Source organism: Streptomyces sp. ERV7 (assembly GCF_001653515.1).
Taxonomy (GTDB): Bacteria; Actinomycetota; Actinomycetes; order Streptomycetales; family Streptomycetaceae; genus Streptomyces.
In genome coordinates this window covers 1,686,689-1,706,819 of sequence record NZ_LYOY01000029.1, presented here as the reverse complement: position 1 = coordinate 1,706,819, position 20,131 = coordinate 1,686,689, and the positions used below count along the sequence as shown (strand labels likewise).

The window sequence follows — 20,131 nt, the reverse complement described above, 5'->3', positions numbered from 1 at the left end:
CGTCCCGAGGCACCCCCCAACTTCACCGAAGGGCACCGGACATGGGTCCCCATCCTGCGGTCGCGGCGATACGCCTGGCGGTCCGCCGCGTACTCCACGACGTACTGCACGACGCGCTCGTCCTCCACGACGGCCGCACCCCGCCCCCCACCACCCCCCTCGACATTCCGCGCGACCCCGCGCGCGAGGGCGGCGCCGACGGCCCCCTGGTCCTCGTCGCCTGCTCGGGCGGCGCCGACTCCATGGCGCTCGCCTCCGCCCTCGCCTTCGAATCCCGCAAGCTCTCCGTCCGCGCCGGCGCCGTCACCGTCGACCACGGCCTGCAGGCCGGCTCCGACCAGCGCGCCGCCGAGGTCGCCGCCCGGCTCACCGCGATGGGGCTCGACCCGGTCGAGGCCGTCGCCGTGAAGGTGGGCCGCGTGGGCGGCCCCGAGGCCGCCGCCCGGGACGCCCGCTACGCCGCCCTGGACGCCGCCGCCGAGCGCCACGGCGCTGCCGCGGTCCTGCTCGGCCACACCCGCGACGACCAGGCGGAGACGGTTCTGCTCGGCCTCGCCCGCGGTTCGGGCACCCGCTCCCTGTCCGGCATGGCCGCCGTCTCCGGCGCCCACGGCCGCTACCGCCGCCCCTTCCTCCAGCTCGACCGGCACACCGCCCGCAAGGCGTGCCTGGTCCAGTCGCTGCCCGTCTGGGACGACCCGCACAACGCCGACCCCGCCTATACCCGCTCCCGGCTGCGCCACGAGGGCCTGCCCGCCCTGGAGAAGGCGCTCGGCAAGGGCGTCATGGAGGCCCTGGCGCGCACCGCCGAGCTCTCCCGCGACGACGCCGACGCCCTGGACGCCTGGGCCGCCGAGGCCGACCCCTCGGTACGGGACGAGGCCGGCGAGCTGCTGTGCGGAAAGCTCTACGCACTGCCCGCCGCGGTCCGCCGCCGGGTGCTGCGCAAGGCCCTCATCCACGCCGGTTCCCCCGCCGGCTCGCTCTTCGCCCGCCACGTCGAGGAGGTCGACCGCCTGATCACGGGCTGGCGCGGCCAGCGGGCCATCAACCTCCCCGGGCGCGTCGAGGCACGGCGGCAGGGTGGCAGACTGGTCATCCGGCAGAGCTGAGCTCACGTACGTACAACGAAAGTGGCCCGGGTGAACGAGAAGGACATGGGCACCGACCTCCAGTCGGTGCTCATCACCAAGGAAGAGATCGACGCCAAGCTGGCCGAGCTGGCCGCGAAGATCGACGCGGAGTACGCGGGCAAGGACCTCCTGATCGTCGGCGTCCTCAAGGGTGCCGTGATGGTCATGGCGGACCTGGCGCGCGCGCTGTCCACCCCGGTCACCATGGACTGGATGGCCGTCTCCTCCTACGGCGCGGGCACCCAGTCCTCCGGCGTCGTCCGGATCCTCAAGGACCTCGACACCGACATCAAGGGCAAGCACGTCCTGATCGTCGAGGACATCATCGACTCCGGCCTCACGCTGTCCTGGCTGCTCTCCAACCTCGGATCCCGCGAGCCCGCCTCTCTTGAGGTCTGCACGCTGCTCCGTAAGCCGGATGCCGCAAAGGTCGCGATCGACGTGAAGTGGATCGGATTCGACATTCCGAATGAATTCGTCGTCGGTTACGGCCTTGACTACGCCGAGAAGTACCGCAATCTCCCCTTTGTCGGGACGCTCGCTCCGCACGTCTACGGCGGCTGAGCCGGGAACCCTGACGGGAACCCTCAGCCCCCTTCCCGCGTTGGAGCTTGGGAAGGCGGGTTTGCCAGCCGTCCCTTGCGGCCGCGGGTGACAATGCTGGGGTACCGTCCGAAGAACAGTCTTTTCTCACAGCAGCATTTACCTACGGGCAGGAGGGACGGGGCGTTCTCGCTCCGTATGGATGGACGTGAAGCGATACTTCCGTGGGCCGGTCATGTGGATCGTGCTGGCCGTCCTCGCCGTGGTCGTGTTGATGCAGGTCGTCGGCTCGTCGGGCGGCTACAAGACGGTGGACACCTCTGAGGTGGTCCAGGCGATCGACAAGAACCAGGTAGACGAAGCCAAGATCACGACCGGCGACGAGTCGGTCATCAAGGTCGACCTCAAGGACGGCCAGAAGGTCAAGGGCGCCAACAAGATCCAGGCGAGCTACATCGGCGACGCCCAGGGCACCAGCCTGGCCAACAAGCTGCAGGGCAAGTTCGACAGCGGAGACCTGACCAAGGGCTACACGGTCTCCCCCTCGAAGCAGAACCCGATCGTGGGGATCCTGCTCTCGCTGCTCCCCTTCGTCCTCATCGTCGTCGTCTTCCTGTTCCTGATGAACCAGATGCAGGGCGGCGGCTCCCGGGTCATGAACTTCGGGAAGTCCAAGGCGAAGCTCATCACCAAGGACACCCCGAAGACGACGTTCGCGGACGTGGCCGGGGCCGACGAGGCCGTCGAGGAGCTCCACGAGATCAAGGAGTTCCTCCAGGAGCCGGCGAAGTTCCAGGCCGTCGGCGCCAAGATCCCCAAGGGCGTGCTGCTGTACGGCCCGCCCGGCACCGGCAAGACCCTCCTCGCGCGCGCCGTCGCGGGCGAGGCCGGCGTCCCCTTCTACTCGATCTCCGGCTCGGACTTCGTCGAGATGTTCGTCGGCGTCGGCGCCTCGCGCGTCCGTGACCTCTTCGAGCAGGCCAAGGCGAACGCCCCGGCGATCGTCTTCGTCGACGAGATCGACGCCGTCGGCCGGCACCGCGGTGCGGGCCTCGGCGGCGGCCACGACGAGCGCGAGCAGACGCTCAACCAGCTGCTCGTCGAGATGGACGGCTTCGACGTGAAGGGCGGCGTCATCCTGATCGCCGCCACCAACCGGCCCGACATCCTCGACCCGGCCCTCCTGCGCCCCGGCCGCTTCGACCGCCAGATCGCGGTCGACCGCCCGGACATGCAGGGCCGTCTGGAGATCCTCAAGGTCCACCAGAAGGGCAAGCCGGTCGCCCCGGACGTCGACCTCGCGGCCGTCGCCCGGCGCACCCCCGGCTTCACCGGCGCCGACCTGTCGAACGTGCTGAACGAAGCGGCGCTCCTCACGGCGCGCAGCAACCAGAAGCTGATCGACAACCACATGCTGGACGAGGCGATCGACCGCGTCGTGGCGGGCCCGCAGAAGCGGACCCGGATCATGTCCGACAAGGAAAAGAAGATCACCGCGTACCACGAGGGCGGACACGCCCTGGTCGCGGCGGCTTCCCCGAACTCGGACCCGGTCCACAAGATCACGATCCTTTCGCGCGGCCGGGCCCTCGGCTACACGATGGTCCTGCCGGACGAGGACAAGTACTCGACCACGCGCAACGAGATGCTCGACCAGCTCGCCTACATGCTGGGCGGGCGCGCGGCCGAGGAGCTCGTCTTCCACGACCCGACCACGGGCGCGGCGAACGACATCGAGAAGGCCACGACCACCGCGCGCGCGATGGTCACGCAGTACGGCATGACCGAGCGGCTCGGCGCGATCAAGTTCGGCGGCGACAACACGGAGCCGTTCCTGGGCCGTGAGATGGCGCACCAGCGCGACTACTCGGAAGAGGTCGCGGCGCTGGTCGACGAAGAGGTCAAGAAGCTCATCGAGACCGCGCACAACGAGGCGTGGGAGATCCTGGTCGAGAACCGAGACGTTCTCGACAGCCTGGTCCTGCAGCTCCTGGAGAAGGAGACGCTGGGCAAGGAGCAGATCGCCGAGATCTTCGCCCCGATCGTGCGGCGCCCCGCGCGTCCGGCCTGGACGGGCTCGTCGCGGCGTACGCCGTCGACCCGCCCTCCGGTCCTGTCGCCCAGGGAGCTGGCCCTGACCAACGGCGCCTCGACCGCCAACGGCGCGGCCCCGACCGACTCGGTCCCGACCGAGCAGGTCCCGGGCGCGGAGGACCGCCCCGAGAGCTGACTCCCGGCTCCTCGGACCCGGAATGCACGCCGCGCCCCCCAGGTTTTAGCCTGTGGGGGCGCGGCGCTTTCGTACGCCCGTGCAGACGAACGAGGAACGAGGCACAGATGACCGACCCGGTGACGCTGGACGGCGAGGGCCGCATCGGCGAGTTCGACGAGAAGCGGGCCGAGAACGCCGTGCGCGAGCTCCTCATCGCGGTCGGCGAGGACCCGGACCGCGAGGGTCTGCAGGAGACGCCGGCGCGGGTGGCGCGGGCGTACCGGGAGATATTCGCGGGTCTGTGGCAGAAGCCCCAGGACGTGCTGACGACGACGTTCGACCTCGGCCACGACGAGATGGTCCTGGTGAAGGACATCGAAGTCATGAGCAGCTGTGAACACCATCTGGTGCCGTTCGTGGGCGTGGCCCACGTCGGGTACATCCCGTCGGCGGACGGGAAGATCACGGGGCTGTCGAAGCTGGCCCGGCTGGTCGATGTGTACGCGCGCCGACCCCAGGTCCAGGAGCGCCTGACCACGCAGATCGCGGACTCGCTGATGGAGATCCTTGAGCCGCGCGGCGTCATCGTGGTCGTGGAGTGCGAGCACATGTGCATGACGATGCGGGGTGTGCGCAAGCCCGGCGCCAAGACGATCACTTCTGCCGTTCGCGGGCAGTTGCGGGACCCCGCGACCCGGGCCGAGGCGATGAGCCTCATCATGGCGCGCTGAGACCGGCTTCGCCCCGCAGGGGGCGGGGTTGTCCGGCTGCGGACCCCCTTGGGCCGGTCGCGCGGTTTCCCGCGCCCCTCAAGGGGGTGCGGTGCGCCCGGACGGGGCAGCTTGGTCCCGTCCCGGCCCCGCGCCCCTACTGCGCCGCCGGCGCCTTCCCCTCGTCCTCGTCGTCCGGGAGTTTGCAGACGCGTTCCAGGAAGAACGCCGCCGCTACCACCGCGATGCCCGCCGCCACCGAGAAGCCCGCGTAGATCGCCTGGTCGCGGCGGGCCGGGATGTCCAGGGAGCCGAGCAGGAAGACGCCCGTCCCGCCGTACATCCCGCAGACCAGTGCGGCGACCAGGGCGCTGGACTGGCCGAAGACCACGGCGCGGGCCGCCATCAGGGGCTCTACGCCCTTGGCGCCGGGGCGGCGCTCGCGCTGGGCGCGCAGCCGGGAGCGGATGGACAGGGCCGTGGCGAGCAGGATGACCGCGATCACGGCCAGCACGATCGGCGCGGCCAGCGGGACGCTCGGCAGGGTGCCCAGGGAGTCCCACAGCCGGGCCCCTGCCCAGGAGAGCACTCCGGCGACGGCGAAGACTCCCGCCAGTACGCCCAGCCTCAGTTGTTTCACCGAAGAGTGCCCTTCACTCGAAACCTACTCGCCGTCAGCAGCCTAACGACTACTCGGGCAGGCGGAGTTCCAGGTCGGCGCGGGGGAGGACGCCTTCGCGGCCGATCGCGGCGAGCAGGGTGGCGACCGGGCCGCGGCCGGGGAGCTGGGCCTCCGGGTCCACGTCCTGCCAGGGGGCGAGGACGAACGCCCGCTCGTGGGCGCGCGGGTGGGGCAGCGTCAGGACCGGGTCGTCCACGATGAGATCGGCGTAGGCAACGATGTCCACGTCGATCGTGCGCGGGCCCCAGCGCTCCTCGCGGACCCGGTCGAAGGCCTCCTCGATGGCCTGGCCGCGCTCCAGGAGCGAGCCGGGCGGGAGGGTCGTCTTCACCACGACCACCGCGTTGAAGTACGACGGCTGGGAACCCGGGGCGACGCCCCACGGCTCCGTCTCGTACACCGGGGAGACCGCCTTGACCCGCAGGCCCGGCGTGTCCTCCAGCGCGTCGATCGCGCCCTGGAGGGTCTCCAGTCGGTTGCCGAGGTTGGAGCCGAGGGAGATCACGGCCCGCTGCGGGTTGGACAGGGTGATGTCGGCCGCGTCCACCTGCTCGACCACGGAGGCGGGCACCGGCTGCACGGTCGGGTCGCTCTGCGGGCTCTCGTGGGAGAACACAGTCATACTCGGCTCCGGGTGATGGTGATGGTCACGTCGTCGAAGGGGACGGTGATCGGTGCGTCCGGCTTGTGGACGCACACCTCCACCTGCTGGACCCCCGCGTGCTTCAGGCACTGCTGGGCGATGCGCTCGGCCAGCGTCTCGATCAGGTCGACCGGCTCGCCCTGGATGACGTCCACGACTTCCTCGGCCACCACTCCGTAGTGCACGGTCTTCGCCAGGTCGTCGTCGGCCGCCGCGGGGCGGGTGTCGAGGCCGAGCACCAGGTCCACGATGAAGGTCTGGCCCTCTTCGCGCTCCCGGGGGAAGACGCCATGGTGCCCGCGGGCCTTGAGGCCGCGCAGCGCGACACGATCCACGCGAATCACTCCTGCTGTCGTTGGTCGGTCGGGCACCCGCCGCGTGCGGGCGGCGCCGTACCCACCATCGAATCTACCTGCGAGCACTGACAACGCTCGCCCACGGGGGCTATGGACAGACGGCGTCGGGACTGGTACCCGCCCCTACCCCGAGACCCCTGTTTCAATCCTCACAAGCTCCGTCTTCAACCACCCGAAGCCCGGGCTTCAGTCCTCGGACCCCTCGTCGTCGCCCGTCTCGGCGAGCACGGGGGAGCCGTGGTGGGACCAGAGCTTCCAGCCCTCGGGTGTGCGGCGGAACACATTGGTGGCGACCACGAGCTGGCCCACCAGCGGTCCGAGCTCGCCGCTCTCCTGGGCGGGGCCGCCGCTGAGGATGTTCTCGGTGCAGGTGACCAGGGCGGTGTCGGTGAGGATGACGACCTTCACGTCGGTGAGGAAGAACTGGATGTACTCCGTGTTCGCCATGATCAGCGCGTACGAGCGGAGCACCTCGCCGCGGCCGGAGAGGACCGGCCAGCCGGGGTGGACGCAGGAGATCGAGGTGTCACCGGCGTCGGTGGCGCTCAGCCACAGCTCGGAGAGCTCGTCGAAGTCGCCGCGCTCCAGCGTCTCGTAGAACGCGGTGTTGGCCTGCTCGACGGCCTCGACGTCGGTGCGGGCCGTCACGCGGTCCCCTCGGTGGGCCCGGCCGGGCTGCCCGAGGCGCCTTCGACCGCGCGCGCGACGCGTACCGCGTCGGCGGTGGCGCGGACCTCGTGGACCCGGACCGCCCAGGCGCCCTCGTGGGCGGCGATGGCGGAGACGGCGGCCGTGGCGGCGTCCCGTTCGCGGGCGGGGGGCGGGCCGGAGCCGTCCCCGGCCAGCACACGGCCAAGGAACCGCTTGCGGGAGGCGGCGACGAGCAGGGGGCGGCCCAGGGCGCGCAGCTCGGCCAGGTGGGCGACGAGCGCGAGGTCGTGCTCGGCCTGCTTGGCGAAGCCGAGGCCGGGGTCGATGACGATCCGCTCGGGGGCGATGCCCCCGGCGACGACGGCCTCCACGCGCGCGTGGAGCTCGGCGACGACCTCGCCGACCACGTCCGCGTAGACCGCGCGGCTGTTCATGTCCTGGCTGAAGCCCCGCCAGTGCATGACGACGAAGGGGGCTTCGGTGGCGGCCACGACCGGAATCATGTCCGGGTCGGCGAGGCCGCCGCTGACGTCGTTGACCAGCAACGCGCCTGCGGCGACGGCCTGTTCGGCGACGCTGGCGCGCATGGTGTCGACGGAGACGGTGACGCCTTCGGCGGCCAGGCCGCGCACCACGGGAACGACCCGGCGCAGCTCCTCGTCCTCGTCGACGCGGGTGGCGCCGGGGCGGGTCGACTCGCCGCCGACGTCCACCAGGTCGGCGCCCTCGGCGACGAGGGCGAGGCCGTGCTTGACCGCGGCCGCGGTGTCGAACCAGCGGCCGCCGTCGGAGAAGGAGTCGGGCGTGACGTTGACCACGCCCATGACCGCACAGCGGTCCCACTCGGGCAGCCCGGTCACCGTGCCCCGTCGGCGCAACGTACTCATACGTCCAGCGTAGGCGTCAGCCGGTGGTCCTCGGACCAGACGTCAGCCGACGGTCCTCGGGCCGGTGCCGGGGCGGGTGGCGGGGCCGGTGAACAGGCGCCGCAGCAGTTCGTGCAGGGCGCCGCGGTCGGTGCCGTCCAGGGCGTCCAGGGCGCTGTGGGTGCCGTGCATGCCGGCCCGGACCGTCTCGACGGCCCGGAGGCCCTCCTCGGTAAGGAGGACGTTCTTGACCCGGCGGTCGGTGGGGCTGGGTTCGCGGCGGACCAGGCCCCGGCTTTCGAGGCGGTCCACGATGCCGGTGACGTTGGAGGCGTCGCAGTGCAGCGTGGTGGCGAGCGAGCGCATGGCGGCGGGGCCGCGGCGCAGCACGGTGAGGGCCTTGGCCTGGCTGGCGGTGAGGCCGGCCTCGGATGCGGCGGTGGTGAAGTCGCCGTAGTAGTCCGCCAGGGAGTCCCAGAGGGCGTCCATGAGCGCGTCGTTCGTGACGGCGTCGGTCACGGCGGCCGGGCGGCTGGTTCCAGACATGACGCCACCTTACCGCGAGAAACTTGACGATCTCAACCTTTGAGGTTTACCGTCACTCTAGTTGCTTGGGGTAATCAAGCACTTGAGGTAGTCAAGCATCTGCCGGATCGACGACCTCGGGCGAACCCCTCCCTACGTACTCCTACGGAAGAAACCGTGACTCCCACACATCACGTGGCGCCCACGCGCCCCACCGGCGGTCCCGCGCTCGTCCTGGTCCTCGGGCTGGCCGCCATGGTCGTCTCGATGATGCAGACCCTGGTCGTGCCGATCCTCGGCATCATCCAGAACGACCTCGGCACCTCCACCGCCAACGTCAGCTGGGTCACCACCGCGACCCTCCTGTCCGCCGCCGTCTTCACCCCGCTGCTCGGCCGCTTCGGCGACATGCACGGCAAGAAGCCCACGCTCATAGGCGTCCTGGTGCTGATGGTCGCGGGCTCCGTCCTCGCGGCCACCACCAGCTCGCTGCTCTGGCTGATCGTCGGCCGGGTCATGCAGGGCGCCGCCACCGCGATCTTCCCGCTGGCCCTCTCGGTGCTGCGCGAGGAGATCCGCCCGGAGAAGCTGCACGGCGCGATGGCGCTGGTCAGCGGCACCCTGGCGTTCGGCAGCGGCCTCGCCCTGGTGGGCGCCGGCCTGCTGACGCAGGGCGACCACCCCGACTACCACCGCGTCTTCTGGCTGGCCGCCGTGCTCGCCGTCGTCGCCCTGGTCGCCGTCGTCGCGGGCGTCCCGGCCTCGCGCCACAAGCCCGGCGGGCGCACCGACTGGCTCGGCGCCGCGACGCTGGCCGCGGTCCTGGTCCTTCTGCTGCTGCCGATCTCGCAGGGCCACGAGTGGGGCTGGACCTCGGTCCGTACGCTCGGCCTGTTCGCCACCTCCGTCGTCATGGCCGGGGTCTGGGTCCTCGTCGAGCGCAAGGTCAAGGCGCCCATGGTGGACATGAAGATGTTCGCCCACCGCCCGGTGCTCTTCACCAACCTGGCCGGTCTGCTGCTCGGCTTCGCGATGTTCTCGCAGTTCATCGGCGTCTCGTACCTGGTGCAGATGCCGGAGAAGGTCACCGGTTACGGCTTCACCGCCTCGGTGCTGCGCGCCTCCGTCGAGTACCTGCTGCCCACCACGATCATGTCGCTGCTCGCCGCCCAGGCCGGCGGGATGCTGGTGCGCCGCATCGGCGCCCGCTTCACGCTGACGGCCGGTGCCGCGTTCGGTGTCATCGGCTTCGCCTGGCTGACCGGCGCGCACGACTCCAGCGCCTCGGTGATCCTGGCCGGCATGGTGATCGGTGTCGCCATCAGCTTCGGTTACGCGGCGATGCCCGCGCTGATCGTGGCGAGCGTCCCGCACCACCAGACGGGCATCGCCAACGGCATCAACTCGATCTCGCGGTCGGTCGGCAGCGCGATCGCCAGTGCGGTGATCACGTCGCTGCTCGCGTCGAAGACGATCGAGCACCTGCCCGCCGGGGTGCCGGCGCTGCCGCAGGAGAGCCAGTTCACGCTGAGCTTCGCCCTTGCGGGGGCCGCGTTCCTAATGGTCGTCGTGGTGGCCCTGGTCGGGCTCCACTCCGACCGCCGGCCCAAGGAGGAGGCGGTGGCCGCCGCCGAGCCCGAGAAGGTGGCTGAGGCGGAGACCGCGTCCGCGTAAGACGAAAGGGGCCCGGGGATTTCCCCGGGCCCCCTTTTTTTCGGTCGTCGGCTACAGCCGTCGGCTACAGCTTTTTCGGTCGTCGGCTACAGCGCCGCCCGTACCGTGCGCTCCGCCTCCCTCGATGTGAGGTGGGCGCACGGGCGCCGGCGGCGGCTGAAGCGGGCGAAGGGGCGCGGCAGGCCCACGTTCACGAAGCCCTCCGCCTGCATCACCGCGAAGCCGATGCGCGGCAGGTCGCCGTGGGCGCGGTAGACCATGAAGCGCGGCTCCCAGCGTGGCTGGAACTTTGCGTTGAACTTGTAGAGCGACTCAATCTGGAACCAGCGGGACAAGAAGACAAGGAGTCCGCGCCAGAGTCGCAGCACCGGGCCGGCGCCGATCTTCTCGCCGCGCGCCAGGGCCGAACGGAACATCGCGAAGTTGAGCGAGACATGCTCGATGCCGAGCTTCGGGGCGGCCTGGAGCGAGGCGGCGATCAGCAGCTCGTTCATGCCCGGGTCGGCGGACCGGTCGCGGCGCATGAGCTCCAGCGACATTCCGTCGGTACCCCAGGGGACGAAGTGAATCATGGCCTTCAGGTCGCCGTACGGCCCCGGCTCGCCCGAGCCGTCGTCGTCGGCCTTGTGGGCGGTGGCGATCACGCAGTCACCGTCGTCCGGGTCGCCGATCCGCCCGAGCGCCATGGAGAAGCCGCGCTCGGTGTCGGTGCCGCGCCAGGCTTCGGCGGCCCGCTGAATCCGTTCCAGCTCACCTACGGAGAGATCACGGACGCGCCGTACGCGGGTTTCGTAGCCATTGCGCTCGATGCGCTTGACCATCTGGCGTACGTTCCGCATGGCGCGCCCGGACAGGGAGAAATCCGCGGCGTCCACCACCGCCTCGTCGCCCAGTTCCAGGGCGTCGAGCCCGGTCTCGCGGGTCCACACCTCGCCGCCCGTCTCCGAGCAGCCGACCACGGCGGGGGTCCAGGAGTGGGCCTTGGCCTCGTCCATGAACCGCTCGATGGCGCCGGGCCAGGCCTCGACGTCGCCGATCGGGTCGCCCGAGGCGAGCATCACACCGGAGACGACGCGGTAGGTGACGGCGGCCTTGCCGCTGGGGGAGAAGACGACGGCCTTGTCGCGGCGCAGCGCGAAGTGGCCGAGCGAGTCGCGGGCGCCGTGCTTGGCGAGCAGGTCGCGCAGCTGGCGCTCGTCGTCCTCGGTGAGCCGGGCGGCCGGGTGCTCGGGGCGGAAGGCCAGGTAGATGGTGGTGATCGCGGTCAGCAGGCCGAGCGCGCCCAGCGAATAGGCGACGGTCCAGCTGGTGTCGCCCGCGTACTCGACGGGGCCCTCGAAGCCGAACAGGCCGTACATCACGTGCTGGATGCGGTCGGCGATCGACGGGTTGCCGACGACCCGGCCCGGGTGGACCGAGACGATCACCAGGCCGAGGCCCAGCGAGCCGGAGCCGAGCAGGATGAAGTTGGCCAGCGCCTTCCAGCGGCTGCGCGGGTCGGGCAGCGCGGTGAACTCGGCGCGGTGCCTGACCAGCAGCACCAGCAGCGCGATCGAGATCAGTACGCCGACGATCGAGTGCCGGTAGAGGAACTGGGCCACCGCGCCGATCGGCAGCAGGGCGACCGCGGCCCGCCAGGCCCGTCGCTTGCGCCGCTTCAGGCCGTGCGCCAGGAGCAGCAGCAGCACGCCGGTGCTGAGGGCGAGGGCCGCCGTGAAGGGGCCCGTCGTGCCGGGCAGGACCTCGCTGACGGCGTGCATCCGGCTGGCGCGGAAGCGCGGGAAGATGCCGGCGGCGATGTTGAGCAGGCCGACGAACGTCGCGGCCGTGCCGACCAGTGAAGGAACCGAATCGGGGCGCGGTCCGCGGAGGACTTTGCGCGCGCCGGCCGGAACCGAACCCTTTTTGTCCCCATCTATCCTGACAGACATCGCTTCCCGTGACTCCGCGAGAGATTCTGTTGTCCGCCACACTGACAAGGTCGCCACTGTGTTCCGGACAATTTGCGACCTCTAGGACGGCACATCCCGGGGGCGGGTTCCCTCGGTCTCAGGAAAATCTCAGTCAGAAAGTTTCGACGACTCATGGGTCTCACGAGCAACAAGGTTCTGGCGCTCGCCGTCGTGTTGGCGGTGGTGCTGTTCGCGCTCACCATCTGGCTCTGGCCGAAGCTGGCCAACCGCAGCTGGCGGGCCGTCCTGGGCCGGATCGGCCTGCTCCTCGGCACTCAGCTGATGCTCTTCGCCTCGGTGGGCCTCGCGGCCAACAACTCCTTCCTCTTCTACGGCTCGTGGGCGGACCTGTTCGGCCAGGAGAACGGCATGGGAGTGGTCGTGGACCACTCCGCGGGAACCAAGGACATCAAGGTCACGGGGAAGCAGAAGCCCGACACCCCCAGTGCCGGCAACCCCGCCGCGGGAGGTGAGATCCAGAAGGTGGTCGTCCAGGGGCAGCGGTCCAAAATAGCCAGCCCCGCCTACGTCTATCTGCCTCCCGAGTACTTCCAGAAGAAGTACGAGAACCAGAAGTTCCCGGCGGCCGTGGTGCTGACCGGCTATCCGGGCACCGCGGAGAACCTGATCAAGGGGCTGAAGTACCCGAAGACGGCATGGGCGCAGGTCAAGCAGAAGAAGGCGCAGCCCATGATCCTCGTGATGATGCGCCCGACGGTGGCGCCGCCGCGTGACACCGAGTGCGTGGACGTCCCGGGCGGCCCGCAGACCGAGACCTTCTTCGCCAAGGACCTTCCCAAGGCCGTCTCCGAGACCTACCGGGTCGGCACCAAGCCGCAGAACTGGGGCTTCATCGGGAACTCGACCGGCGGCTACTGCGCGCTGAAGATCGGCATCCACCACCCGGAGATCTTCGGCGCCAGCGCCGGCCTCTCCGCGTACTACAAGGCCGCCAGCGACCCGACCACCGGTGATCTCTTCCACGGCGACAAGGCCGCGAAGAATCGTTCCAACCTGCTGTGGTCGCTCGACCACGTGACGCAGGGCAAGTCCTCGTTCCTGGTCACCAGCTCCAAGTCGGGCGAGGACAACCTCAAGCCGACGCTGAAGTTCATCGAGAAGGTGAAGTCGCCCGCGCGCGTCTCGTCGATCACGCTCGACAGCGGCGGGCACAACTTCAACACCTGGCGGCGGGAGATCCCGCCCGTCCTGGAGTGGATCAGCGGCCGCCTCAGCGCGAACTGATCGACTCCACTTCCACTTCCGTACGGGGGACGGCCTGGGCGTCGGCGTCGATCGAGCGGCGCAGCGCCTCGTGCAGCCGGGCCGGGGTGAGCACACCGAGGAAGCGGCCCGTCCCCTCGTGGTCGATGACCGCGATCCACCCCGCGTCGTGCTGGAGCATCGTCGCGAACGCCTGCTTGAGCGAGGCGCCCAGCGGCAGCCAGGCCTCCATCCGTCGGGCGTGCTCGCGCACGGTCGCCTTGCGGGTCCCCTCGCCGGCCAGTGCGGCCCGCTCGGCGGAGATCCAGCCGTGCAGATCGCCGGAGGAGTCCAGGACCACCGCCCAGGGGGCGCCGAGGTCGCGGGGGAGCGGGTCGTCGAGCCGCACCACCGGCGGCTGCTCCAGGTCGCCCTCCTCGATGGGCGTCACCGAGAGCCGCTTGAGCCCCCGGTCGGCGCCGACGAAGTCCGCGACATAGGGCGTCGCGGGGGTGCCGAGCACCGTCGCCGGGGCGTCCAGCTGCTCGATGCGCCCCTGCCCGTACACCGCGATGCGGTCGCCGAGGCGGACCGCCTCCTCGATGTCGTGGGTGACGAACAGGACGGTCTTGCGGACCTGCGACTGGAGCTTGAGGAACTCGTTCTGCAGCCGCTCGCGCACCACCGGGTCGACCGCGCCGAACGGCTCGTCCATCAGCAGCACCGGCGGGTCGGCCGCCAGCGCCCGTGCCACGCCCACCCGTTGGCGCTGGCCGCCGGAGAGCTGCTCGGGGTAGCGCGCCCCGTGCACCTTGGGGTCGAGGCCGACCAGGTCGAGCAGTTCGGCCGCGCGCGCACGGGCCTTGGCGCGCTTGACGCCGAGCAGGTGCGGGACGGTCGCGGTGTTCTCCAGGACCGTCTTGTGCGGGAAGAGCCCGACCTGCTGGATGACATAGCCGATACGGCGCCGCAGTTGGACCGGATCGACGGTGGATATGTCCTCGCCGTCCAGGAATATCCGGCCCTCGGTGGGCTCGATCAGCCGGTTCACCATCTTCATCGTGGTGGTCTTGCCGCAGCCGGACGGCCCGACGAGCGTGACCAGTTCCCCCTCGGCCACCTCGAAGGAGAGGTCGTCGACGGCGGTGGTGCCGTCGGCGTACCGCTTGCTGACGTGCTCGAATCGGATCATGGTTCCCCATTGTGGCCGGTGGTGAGCGTGGCTGTGTGAACCCCATGTTGCCGCCCTGTGTTCGATGCGGGGATCCGCCCACCGGCCCTCGGTGATTGTCAGTGGCGGGGGTTAGGGTCGCCAGACAGACGTTCGGTCGGGGGACCCGGCCGGGGAATCGGTCGGGATTCACGGGATCCGGCGGGGGAGGTGGGGGACGGTGAGCGCGCAGAACTGCCTGGTGCGCAACGACTGGATCTGCTGGGAGTACGTGCGCTCCCGCAGCCACGAGCTGACCGACGCCACGGTCCAGCACATCTGGATCACGGTGGCCTCGGTGCTGATCGGGCTGCTGATCGCCTTTCCGCTGGCGCTGCTCGCGCGCGGCCGCCGAGCGGTCGCGGGCGCGGTCCTGACCCTGACGACCGTGCTCTACACGGTGCCGTCGCTGGCGATGTTCTCGCTGCTGCTGCCGGTGTTCGGGCTCTCCGCCTCACTGGTGGTCACCGGCCTGGTGCTCTACTCGCTGACGATCCTCGTACGGAACATCCTGGCCGGCCTCGAAGCCGTCCCGTCCGAAGTGCGCGAGGCGGCCCGGGGGATGGGGTACGGACGGATACGGCTGCTGTTCGAGGTGGAGCTGCCGCTCGCGCTGCCCGCGCTGCTGGCCGGTGTGCGGATCGCGACGGTGTCGACGGTGGCGCTGACCACGGTCGGCTCGGTGGTCGGCAAGGGCGGCCTGGGCAACCTCATAGGCGACGGCGTGCAGTCCACGTTCAAGGCGCAGGTGCTCACCGCCTCGGTGCTGTGCGTGCTGCTCGCGCTCGTGGCCGACCTGCTGCTGCTCGGCCTCCAGCGCCTGCTCACGCCGTGGACACGGATACGGACGACGGCGGGGGCGCGCTGATGGGGGTCATGGCCGACGCCTGGACCTGGCTGACGACGGGGTCCAACTGGTCGGGCGACGACGGCGCCTGGCACCGCCTGGCGGAGCACGCGTATGTGAGCGGCGTCGCGCTGCTGGTGGCGTGCGCGATCGCGCTGCCGCTCGCGCTGTGGCTCGGGCACATCGGGCGGGGCGGGGCGCTCGCGGTCAACATCTCCAACGTGGGCCGGGCGGTGCCCGTGTTCGCGGTGCTCGCGCTGCTGATGCTCACACCGCTGCGCAAGGCGGGGTACGCGCCGACGATCATCGCGCTGGTGCTCTTCGCGGTGCCGCCGCTGCTGACCAACGCGTATGTGGGCATGCGAGAGGTGGACCGGTCGGTGGTGGAGGCCGCGCGCGGGATGGGGATGTCGGGCGGCCAGCTGTTCGCCCGGGTGGAGCTGCCGCTCGCCTACCCGTTGATCATGATCGGGGTGCGGTCGGCCGCGGTGCAGGTGGTGGCGACGGCGACGATCGCCTCCATGGTGGGGCTCGGTGGTCTCGGCCGGATCATCACGGCCGGGTTCGCCACGTACAACACACCGCAGGTGGTCGCGGGGGCGATCCTCGCCGCGCTGCTCGCGTTGCTGGTCGAGGGCGTGCTGGTGGTGGCCGACCGGCTGTTCAGCCCGCTGCGCGCGGTGCGGAGGGGGAGCGCGGCGCAGTGACGCCCCCCGCTTCGTAGCGCCCGGGACCAGGGCCGGGCACACCTCGGGCCCCCACGCCTCGCCCCCCACACGTCGAACCCCCAACACGTCGGACTTACGAACTCTCGGATGGTGAACGTTCATGAGCAAGATCCTGCGCACGGCCGGTGCGGTGCTGGGCACGCTGGCGCTGGCCGGCTCGCTGGCCGCGTGCGGCGGCGACAGCCTGGAGAAGGACAAGGGCGGTAGCGGCGCGAGTAGCGGCGGGGGCGGCAAGAAGGGCTCGCTCACCGTCGGCGCCGCCGGCTTCACCGAGTCCGCCGTCCTCGCCGAGCTCTACTCCCAGATCCTGCGCGACGCCGGATACGGCACCTCGGTCACCACGGTGAAGAACCGCGAACTGTACGAACCAGCCCTGGAGAAGGGTGAGATCGACGTCGTTCCGGAATACGCGGCTACGCTTACCGAATTCCTCAACGCCAAGGTGAACGGCGAGAAGGCCAAGGACAAGCCGCTCGCCTCCAGCGACGCGGCCGCGACGGTCGCCGAGCTCACCAAGCTCGCCGCCCCGCGCGGTCTGAAGGTGCTCCCGGCGGGCGCGGCGGTCGACCAGAACGCGTTCGCGGTGACCAAGGAATTCGCCACCAAGAACAACCTCAAGACGCTTTCCGATCTGGGGAAGTCGAAGGTCAAGGTCAAGGTCGCGGCGGGCGACGAGTGCACCGTCCGCCCCTTCTGCGCCCCGGGCCTGAAGTCCACGTACGGCATCGAGGTCGGCGGTATCGACCCCAAGGGCGTCGGCACCCCGCAGGCCAAGCAGGCGGTCAAGGACGGCGTCGACCAGCTGGTGCTGACCACCACGACCGACGCCACCCTGGACCAGTACGGCCTGGTGCTCCTGGAGGACGACAAGAAGCTCCAGAACGCGGACAACGTCCTTCCCGTGGTCAATGCGAAGGAAGCGGGCGGCCAGGAGATAGCCGACGCGCTCGCGAAGCTCACCAAGGCGCTGACGACGGGTGATCTCGTCGAACTGAACCGCAAGGTGGACGCGGAGCGGGCGAAGCCCGCCGACGTCGCGAAGGACTATCTCCGGTCGAAGGGACTGATCAAGAAGTAGCGAAAGCCGGGGCCCGCGGAAGGCGGTTGCGAGAAGATTCGGGAGATTGGCGGGCTGGGGCTCCATTGGGCGTCTACGCACGGTAAATTTCAGGCCATGCCACGTGGACGCCACCGCCATTCCCCTCCTCTTCACCGGCTCCTTCCTCCGTCGGCCGTCGCCGGCGCCGCTGTCTTGTGCGCCGGTGGCGCCTGGCTGTTCGATCAGCCCGTGGCGCTGCGGAGCCTGGCCGCCGCCGCCGCGGTGGCCGCCGTCACCGGTTCGGTGCTGATGCGCGGCTGGGACCGGGCCGCAGGGCGCCGGGTCGCCGAGCTGACCCGCTCGCGCGCCGCCGACCAGTGGCGCACCGAGGAGCGGATCGCCGAACTGGAGGCGGATCTGGAGGAGTCGCGCGAGCTGCGCGGCCGTCTGGACGCCAAGCTCCGTGCCAAGCGCATGGAGCTGGCCGGGCTGCGCGGCGAACACGCGGCCCTGCTGCGGCGGTACGCGACGGCGGAGACCGAGCGGGCGAGCGTCCTGGAGAGCCGCCGCCGGCTCGCCCTGGAGGCCGGCGCCCCCAAGGCGCTGCCCGCCGCGGCCAGTACGCCGACGCCCGCCGCGTACGCGGCGGCCTCCAAGGCGCTGGAGAACCTGCCGTACGCGCGCCGTGCCCAGGAGGCGCGCAGCGCGGCCGCGGCGGTGGAGGTGGCACGCGGGGCGGCGCGCAAGGCGGTCCAGCCGCCCGCCCCCCGCGAGGCCAAGGGGCCGCAGGAGGCACAGTCGCAGGAGGCGCAGGGGTCACACGGGTCACAGGAGCCGCAGGGGAAGCGCGCGGCGGCCGACGGGAGCGGGGAGCACGTCCGCCCGTCGTCCGCCGCCCTTCCCGCGCTGCCCGCGGCACCGAAGCCGGTCGCGGCGGCGGTGGTTCCGTACGTCGCCCGTCCCGTCGTACGCCCCGAGGGCAGCTTCGACTTCTTCGGCACCGCGGCCGAGAAGGAGGCCGCCGAGAAGGAGGCGGTCGAGGCCGCGATAGAGGCCGCCGCGGGGGAGGACCTGGCCGACGTGGTCGGCGAGGAGGTCCTGGCCGAGCGGCCGCACCCCGGCCCCGAGCGGGTCGTGGGCAACGTCATCGATCTGACGGTGCACGACGAGACGGAGCAGCTGGACGTGGCGGTGCTGCGGACGGCGATCTCGTAGGTCGTCGAGAACGTACGGAAGGGGGCCCGGCGCCTTGAGCGCCGGGCCCCCTTCCGCTTGCTCGTACGCGCTACTTGTCGATGTCGCCGACGACGAAGAAGAGCGAGCCCAGGATGGCGACCATGTCGGCGACCAGGGTGCCCGGGAGGAGCTCGGTGAGGGCCTGGATGTTGTTGTACGAGGCCGAGCGGAGCTTGAGCCGGTACGGGGTCTTCTCGCCCTTGCTGACCAGGTAGTAGCCGTTGATGCCGAGCGGGTTCTCGGTCCAGGCGTAGGTGTGGCCCTCGGGGGCCTTCAGGACCTTCGGCAGCCGCTGGTTGATCGGGCCGGGCGGCAGCTCGGCGAGCCGGTCGAGGCAGGCGGCGGCCAGCTCCAGGGAGTTGTGGGTCTGTTCGAGAAGCACCTCGAACCGGGCCAGGCAGTCGCCCTCGGTGCGGGTGACGACCCGCAGGGTGTCCTGGAGTTCGCCGTACGCGAGGTACGGCTCGTCGCGGCGCAGGTCGAAGTCGACGCCGGAGCCGCGGGCGATGGGGCCGCTGACGCCGTACGCGTGCACGGCCTCCTGGGACAGGACGCCGACGCCGCGGGTGCGGCCGCGGAAGATCTCGTTGCCGAGGACGAGCCGGTCGTACACGTCCATCCGCGAGTTGGCGGCGGCGACGGCGTCGCGGACGCGGCCGAGCCAGCCGAGCGGGAGGTCCTCCTTGAGGCCGCCGACGCGGTTGAACATGTAGTGCATACGCCCGCCGGAGACCTCCTCCATCACGTGCTGGAGCTCTTCGCGCTCGCGGAAGGCGTGGAAGATCGGGGTGATTCCGCCCAGTTCGAGGGGGTACGACCCGAGGAACATCAGGTGGTTGAGCGCGCGGTTCAGCTCGGCGAGGAGCGTACGGGTCCAGACGGCGCGCTCGGGGACCTCCATGCCGAGCATGCGCTCGACGGCCATGACCACGCCGAGCTCGTTGGAGAAGGCGGAGAGCCAGTCGTGGCGGTTGGCGAGCATGACGATCTGGCGGTAGTCGCGCGCCTCGAAGAGCTTCTCGGCGCCGCGGTGCATATAGCCGACGACCGGTTCGGCGTGCTGGATGCGTTCGCCGTCGAGGACGATGCGGAGGCGGAGGACGCCGTGGGTGGAGGGGTGCTGGGGGCCGATGTTGAGCACCATGTCGGTGCTCTCCGCCGCGCCGCCGATGCCGACCGTGGTCTCCGTCATGGGCGACAGTATCCCCGGCCGGGGGTGTTTCCCCCGGCGGGCGGACGCCACATGGCCGTAGTCCACCGCCACCGCAAGGCCCGCCGACAGCGTCGACACCGCCGCCGCCCACGCCTCGTCCCGCGCGCGCCCCACCTCCGCCCGCGCCCCTGGCTCCCGCAGCGGCCACCACCGCTCCAGCCAGCGCGCGTCCTCGCCGGAGACGGGTGCGCCGAGGCGTTCGGTGCCGTCGGGGCGGACCAGGACCTCGCGCGGGACGCCGTCCGGGTCGGCCTCGGCCACGTCCACCGGCACGTTGTCCAGCCACTCGTTGGCGAACAGGAGGCCGCGGACACCGGAAGGCGGCTCGGCGACCCAGGCGATCCGCCCGTCGAGCCCGGGCGGACGCGCCGCGCGCTCCACGGCGTACGCCCGTACGGGGAATCCGGTGGGCAGCGCGGCCAGTACGCCCGTCACGAGCTCCCCGCGCCCCGCGCCCATGTCGACGAACGCGACCTCGCCGCCGCCGAGCTCCCCGGCCACCTGCTCCAGGAGCCGCGCCACGGCCTGGGCGAAGAGCGGTGAGGCGTGGACGGAGGTACGGAAGTGGCCTGCGGGGCCCTCGGGGCGGAGGTAGAAGCCGCCGGGGCCGTACAGGGCCCGCTCGGTCGCCGCCCGCCAGCCCGACCACGCGCCGCCGCCGTCTTCGTTCACCTCGTGATTCACAGCAAAAGGCTAGGGGCCCTCCAC

At 70.9% G+C, this 20,131-nt stretch carries 19 protein-coding genes and 1 pseudogene; 10 read left to right on the top strand and 10 right to left on the bottom strand.

The window, feature by feature from the left end:
- The first annotated feature begins 41 nt into the window (after positions 1-41).
- The 4 genes from tilS (at position 42) to folE (ending at position 4,619) form a co-directional block, all read left to right on the top strand.
- Positions 42-1,112, top strand: coding sequence for a tRNA lysidine(34) synthetase TilS (gene tilS / locus A8W25_RS13945; protein ID WP_067160535.1), 1,071 nt, complete (start codon positions 42-44; stop codon positions 1,110-1,112).
- Between the two features lie 45 nt (positions 1,113-1,157).
- Positions 1,158-1,697, top strand: coding sequence for a hypoxanthine phosphoribosyltransferase (hpt, locus tag A8W25_RS13940; protein ID WP_067161225.1), 540 nt, complete (start codon positions 1,158-1,160; stop codon positions 1,695-1,697).
- A 181-nt stretch (positions 1,698-1,878) separates the two neighbouring features.
- Positions 1,879-3,906 (top strand): ATP-dependent zinc metalloprotease FtsH, encoded by a 2,028-nt coding sequence (ftsH, locus tag A8W25_RS13935; RefSeq protein WP_067160533.1) that lies wholly within the window; start codon positions 1,879-1,881, stop codon positions 3,904-3,906.
- Positions 3,907-4,013: 107 nt separating this feature from the next.
- Positions 4,014-4,619, top strand: coding sequence for a GTP cyclohydrolase I FolE (gene folE, locus A8W25_RS13930; RefSeq protein ID WP_067160530.1), 606 nt, complete (start codon positions 4,014-4,016; stop codon positions 4,617-4,619).
- 136 nt (positions 4,620-4,755) lie between these two features.
- On the opposite strand, the gene A8W25_RS13925 is transcribed toward folE, so the two are convergent.
- From A8W25_RS13925 to A8W25_RS13900, 6 genes are all read right to left on the bottom strand, one after another.
- The gene (locus A8W25_RS13925) at positions 4,756-5,238 is read right to left on the bottom strand and encodes a DUF3180 domain-containing protein (protein ID WP_067160526.1); all 483 of its coding nucleotides are present in this window, start codon (positions 5,236-5,238) and stop codon (positions 4,756-4,758) included.
- 49 nt (positions 5,239-5,287) lie between these two features.
- Positions 5,288-5,902 (bottom strand): 2-amino-4-hydroxy-6-hydroxymethyldihydropteridine diphosphokinase, encoded by a 615-nt coding sequence (folK, locus tag A8W25_RS13920; protein WP_067160523.1) that lies wholly within the window; start codon positions 5,900-5,902, stop codon positions 5,288-5,290.
- Entirely contained in the window at positions 5,899-6,258 is a 360-nt protein-coding gene (gene folB / locus A8W25_RS13915) for a dihydroneopterin aldolase (protein ID WP_067160520.1), read from the bottom strand. Before folB ends, folK begins: the two co-directional genes overlap by 4 nt.
- Positions 6,259-6,465: 207 nt before the next feature.
- Positions 6,466-6,927 (bottom strand): nuclear transport factor 2 family protein, encoded by a 462-nt coding sequence (locus tag A8W25_RS13910; RefSeq protein ID WP_067160517.1) that lies wholly within the window; start codon positions 6,925-6,927, stop codon positions 6,466-6,468.
- Positions 6,924-7,817: a dihydropteroate synthase gene (gene folP / locus A8W25_RS13905; protein WP_067160514.1), complete on the bottom strand. Its 894-nt coding sequence runs from the start codon at positions 7,815-7,817 to the stop codon at positions 6,924-6,926. The genes A8W25_RS13910 and folP overlap by 4 nt, the downstream gene beginning before the upstream one ends.
- A gap of 42 nt (positions 7,818-7,859) precedes the next feature.
- Positions 7,860-8,342, bottom strand: coding sequence for a MarR family winged helix-turn-helix transcriptional regulator (locus tag A8W25_RS13900; RefSeq protein WP_067160512.1), 483 nt, complete (start codon positions 8,340-8,342; stop codon positions 7,860-7,862).
- A gap of 156 nt (positions 8,343-8,498) precedes the next feature.
- Between A8W25_RS13900 and A8W25_RS13895 the strand changes: the two genes are divergently transcribed.
- A complete protein-coding gene (locus tag A8W25_RS13895; protein ID WP_067160508.1) occupies positions 8,499-9,995 on the top strand; it encodes an MFS transporter in 1,497 nt (498 codons plus the stop codon).
- Positions 9,996-10,081: 86 nt separating this feature from the next.
- On the opposite strand, the gene A8W25_RS13890 is transcribed toward A8W25_RS13895, so the two are convergent.
- Positions 10,082-11,926 (bottom strand): phosphatidylglycerol lysyltransferase domain-containing protein, encoded by a 1,845-nt coding sequence (locus tag A8W25_RS13890; RefSeq protein WP_067160505.1) that lies wholly within the window; start codon positions 11,924-11,926, stop codon positions 10,082-10,084.
- Between the two features lie 153 nt (positions 11,927-12,079).
- Here A8W25_RS13890 and A8W25_RS13885 point away from each other — a divergent pair, with 153 nt between their 5' ends.
- Positions 12,080-13,192, top strand: a complete 1,113-nt coding sequence (locus tag A8W25_RS13885; RefSeq protein ID WP_067160502.1) for an alpha/beta hydrolase — start codon at positions 12,080-12,082, stop codon at positions 13,190-13,192.
- On the opposite strand, the gene A8W25_RS13880 is transcribed toward A8W25_RS13885, so the two are convergent.
- Positions 13,179-14,342 (bottom strand): ABC transporter ATP-binding protein, encoded by a 1,164-nt coding sequence (locus A8W25_RS13880; protein ID WP_067160499.1) that lies wholly within the window; start codon positions 14,340-14,342, stop codon positions 13,179-13,181. The two genes, A8W25_RS13885 and A8W25_RS13880, sit on opposite strands and share 14 nt — an antisense overlap.
- A gap of 199 nt (positions 14,343-14,541) precedes the next feature.
- Here A8W25_RS13880 and A8W25_RS13875 point away from each other — a divergent pair, with 199 nt between their 5' ends.
- The 4 genes from A8W25_RS13875 (at position 14,542) to A8W25_RS13860 (ending at position 18,189) form a co-directional block, all read left to right on the top strand.
- Positions 14,542-15,228 (top strand): ABC transporter permease, encoded by a 687-nt coding sequence (locus A8W25_RS13875; RefSeq protein ID WP_067160497.1) that lies wholly within the window; start codon positions 14,542-14,544, stop codon positions 15,226-15,228.
- Positions 15,228-15,914 (top strand): ABC transporter permease, encoded by a 687-nt coding sequence (locus A8W25_RS13870; RefSeq protein ID WP_067160494.1) that lies wholly within the window; start codon positions 15,228-15,230, stop codon positions 15,912-15,914. Before A8W25_RS13875 ends, A8W25_RS13870 begins: the two co-directional genes overlap by 1 nt.
- A 121-nt stretch (positions 15,915-16,035) precedes the next feature.
- The gene (locus A8W25_RS13865; RefSeq protein WP_067160491.1) at positions 16,036-17,013 is read left to right on the top strand and encodes an ABC transporter substrate-binding protein; all 978 of its coding nucleotides are present in this window, start codon (positions 16,036-16,038) and stop codon (positions 17,011-17,013) included.
- 96 nt (positions 17,014-17,109) lie between these two features.
- The gene (locus tag A8W25_RS13860; protein WP_199831733.1) at positions 17,110-18,189 is read left to right on the top strand and encodes a hypothetical protein; all 1,080 of its coding nucleotides are present in this window, start codon (positions 17,110-17,112) and stop codon (positions 18,187-18,189) included.
- A gap of 70 nt (positions 18,190-18,259) precedes the next feature.
- Here A8W25_RS13860 and A8W25_RS34360 read toward each other — a convergent pair whose 3' ends face one another.
- Together A8W25_RS34360 and A8W25_RS34355 are read right to left on the bottom strand one after the other, a co-directional pair.
- Positions 18,260-19,402 (bottom strand): NADH-quinone oxidoreductase subunit D, encoded by a 1,143-nt coding sequence (locus tag A8W25_RS34360; RefSeq protein ID WP_067161224.1) that lies wholly within the window; start codon positions 19,400-19,402, stop codon positions 18,260-18,262.
- Between the two features lie 3 nt (positions 19,403-19,405).
- A pseudogene (locus A8W25_RS34355) lies at positions 19,406-20,095 on the bottom strand (SAM-dependent methyltransferase); the annotation flags it as partial.
- Between the last annotated feature and the right edge of the window lie 36 nt (positions 20,096-20,131).

Excerpts from the sequence above, each read along its gene's own strand:
- tilS (WP_067160535.1), top strand. The coding sequence starts at position 42 with ATGGGTCCCCATCCTGCGGTCGCGGCGATACGCCTGGCGGTCCGCCGC.
- hpt (WP_067161225.1), top strand. The coding sequence starts at position 1,158 with ATGGGCACCGACCTCCAGTCGGTGCTCATCACCAAGGAAGAGATCGAC.
- ftsH (WP_067160533.1), top strand. The coding sequence starts at position 1,879 with ATGGACGTGAAGCGATACTTCCGTGGGCCGGTCATGTGGATCGTGCTG.
- folE (WP_067160530.1), top strand. The coding sequence starts at position 4,014 with ATGACCGACCCGGTGACGCTGGACGGCGAGGGCCGCATCGGCGAGTTC.
- folK (WP_067160523.1), bottom strand. The coding sequence starts at position 5,902 with ATGACTGTGTTCTCCCACGAGAGCCCGCAGAGCGACCCGACCGTGCAG.
- folP (WP_067160514.1), bottom strand. The coding sequence starts at position 7,817 with ATGAGTACGTTGCGCCGACGGGGCACGGTGACCGGGCTGCCCGAGTGG.
- A8W25_RS13900 (WP_067160512.1), bottom strand. The coding sequence starts at position 8,342 with ATGTCTGGAACCAGCCGCCCGGCCGCCGTGACCGACGCCGTCACGAAC.
- A8W25_RS13890 (WP_067160505.1), bottom strand. The coding sequence starts at position 11,926 with ATGTCTGTCAGGATAGATGGGGACAAAAAGGGTTCGGTTCCGGCCGGC.
- A8W25_RS13885 (WP_067160502.1), top strand. The coding sequence starts at position 12,080 with ATGGGTCTCACGAGCAACAAGGTTCTGGCGCTCGCCGTCGTGTTGGCG.
- A8W25_RS13880 (WP_067160499.1), bottom strand. The coding sequence starts at position 14,342 with ATGATCCGATTCGAGCACGTCAGCAAGCGGTACGCCGACGGCACCACC.
- A8W25_RS13870 (WP_067160494.1), top strand. The coding sequence starts at position 15,228 with ATGGGGGTCATGGCCGACGCCTGGACCTGGCTGACGACGGGGTCCAAC.
- A8W25_RS13865 (WP_067160491.1), top strand. The coding sequence starts at position 16,036 with ATGAGCAAGATCCTGCGCACGGCCGGTGCGGTGCTGGGCACGCTGGCG.
- A8W25_RS13860 (WP_199831733.1), top strand. The coding sequence starts at position 17,110 with ATGCCACGTGGACGCCACCGCCATTCCCCTCCTCTTCACCGGCTCCTT.
- A8W25_RS34360 (WP_067161224.1), bottom strand. The coding sequence starts at position 19,402 with ATGACGGAGACCACGGTCGGCATCGGCGGCGCGGCGGAGAGCACCGAC.